This window comes from Senegalimassilia sp. (genome assembly GCF_977052095.1).
Genome location: NZ_CDRSTZ010000081.1, coordinates 1 through 2516, shown reverse-complemented (window position 1 = coordinate 2516; position 2516 = coordinate 1). Strand labels below are relative to the sequence as shown.

The window sequence follows — 2516 nt, the reverse complement described above, 5'->3', positions numbered from 1 at the left end:
GAACACCTCGGTAGGCGCCAGGTCCACCTTCAGGTCCTTCAGGAACTCGCGCGAATCGTGCGTCTCGTCCTGCCAGTCCACCATCTCGCGCAGCCAGGCCAGCTGCTTGTCCATGGCGTCGTTGCTGCCGCGGCCGCCCTTTTCCTTGTAGCGCCAGTGCGCCGCCACGCCGTACTCGCTTTGGCGGTGCATCTCTTCCGTGCGGATCTGCACCTCAAGCGGGCGGCCCGCCGGGCCGATAACCGTGGTGTGCAGGCTTTGGTACATGTTGAACTTCGGCATGGCTATGTAGTCTTTGAACCGCCCGGGCATGGGGTGCCACAGCGTGTGCACCGCGCCCAGCGCCGAGTAGCAGTCCTTCACCGATTTCACGATGATGCGCACGGCAATGAGGTCGTAGATCTCGGAGAAGCCTTTGCCCTTCTTCGCCATTTTCTGGTAGATGCTGTACAGGTGCTTGGGGCGGCCCATGATCTGCGCCTGGATGCCAACTTTGTCCATTTCGCCGCGCAGCACGGAAATGACCTGCTCAAGGTACTCTTCGCGTTCGGCACGGCTTTCGGTGACCATGCGTGAGACCTGCTTGAACTTATTCGGCTCCAGGTAGTAGAAGCTTAGGTCCTCAAGCTCCCATTTGATGGAGTTGATGCCCAAACGATGCGCGATAGGCGCGTAGATTTCCAGCGTCTCGCGCGACTTGAAGATGCGGCGGTCTTCTTTCAGCGCCGCCAGGGTGCGCATGTTGTGCAGGCGGTCGGCCAGCTTGATGACGATGACGCGGATATCCTTGCTCATGGCAACGAACATCTTGCGGATGGTGGCCGCCTGCTCGTCGGTAAGCGTTTCCACCTCGATGCGCGTGATCTTCGTGACGCCGTCAACCAGCTGTGCCACGTGCGGGCCGAACTCCTGCTCCACCAGCTGGCTGGTGACGTCGGTGTCCTCCACCGTGTCGTGCAGCAGCGCCGCGCACAGCGTTTCCACGTCCATGCGCAAATCGGCCAGGATGATGGCCACCTCCACCGGGTGCGCAATGAACGGCTCGCCCGACTTGCGGCACGCACCCTCATGGGCGGCGGCGGCGAACTTGAATGCCTTCGCCAGCTTGTCCTCTTCGGCGTCGGTAAGGTAGCTGCGCGTCATGTCCTGCAGTTCGGCGAAGCGCTGCTCGGGGGTTTTCTCGCCTTTCGGCAGCACTTTCGTGGCCTCAGTGGAGAATGCCTTCTCGGCCACGTGCGGGCGCCCGAGCAGGTTGTCCTCTACCGTTTGACGTGCGGTTTCGGGCGCGGCGCCCAGAAGGTCGCCTTGCTTGTTATTCTGCTTCGTCATGCTGAGCCCCCTTTGCTTGAGCATCGCTGGGAAGGATAGGATGCGACACGCGGCGCTGCAGGTCGGCAGCGTTGCTGCGCATGACCCAGTCGCGGAACGTGTGGAAGATCTCGCGCTCGTCAAGGCCCTCGCGGTAGCGCACGCTGTCGGTGAGCTGCACCTTCGATTGCGTGTCCTTCACGTGGATGGAGCGAACCAGGCCGTCGGGCCCGAACATGGCGTGCGCCTCGATAAGCCCCAGCTCGCGGAACACCGCAACGGCGCACGTAACCGACGAGGTGTTCACGGGAAATATGTCGGTGGACACGTTTTTGGCCAGCTCGGCATCGCTGGTGGTGAAGAACAGCGTGTCGCTGGCGCGCTGCATATCGCGCAGCTTGCGGTACACCTGCGCCAGGCTGTCGTGGCACGGCGTCATGTCGGCCAGGATGCGCTCGTTGAGCGCGCAGTCGTTGCGGCTGAACAGCAGGTGCACGCACGCGGGCTTGCCGTCGCGGCCGGCGCGGCCCGACATCTGGTTGAACTCGATTTCGTTGAACGGCATGTGGTACAGCACCACGTGGCGGATGTTCGGGATGTCCACGCCTTCGCCGAACGCGCTGGTGGCAATGAGCACCAGCAGCGCATCGGTGCGGAACAGCTGCTCGATGCGCTTGCGCTCCGAACGCGACAGGCCGGCGTTGTAGAAGCCGATAAGCGGCGCCACCTGCGGCGCGTGCTTGCGCAGCGCGCGTGCAACGGCCACGGACTGCTCGCGCGAATTCACGAACACCACTGTTTTCTCGCCCGTGGCTACCAGGTTCGCCAGGTAGTTGTCGCGACTGGGCACGTTGCGGCGGTCGTCCAGGCGCAGGTTCGGGCGGTCGGCGGAATCGAACACGCACACGTCGATGGGCAGCTCGCGGCGCACGGCGGCGGCGCACTCGTCGTCGGCCGTGGCGGTAAGCGCCAGCACCGTGGGGTCACCGAGTTTGTGCACAGCCTGGCCGATGGTGGCATATGCGTCGCGCTGACCGGCGCGCGCCAGGCCCACGTGATGCGCTTCGTCGACCACCACAAACCTCACGCGCCCCGACAAGCGGAACGAATCGGCATGCCATGCAAGGAACTCCGGCGTGGTCAGCGCGATGTCCACGCTGCCGTCGGCCAGGCCCGCGAACGCCTGCCGGCGTTCGTCCACCGTGGAT

2 protein-coding genes are annotated in these 2516 nt (G+C 64.0%); both read right to left on the bottom strand.

The window, feature by feature from the left end; translation table 11 throughout:
* A partial coding sequence (locus tag ACWI6D_RS09330) for a RelA/SpoT family protein (protein WP_449134485.1) occupies window positions 1-1329 on the bottom strand: 1329 nt, incomplete at its 3' end.
* On the bottom strand, window positions 1313-2516 hold a 1204-nt coding region (locus ACWI6D_RS09325; protein WP_449134484.1), incomplete at its 5' end, for a helicase-related protein. The genes ACWI6D_RS09330 and ACWI6D_RS09325, both read right to left, overlap by 17 nt.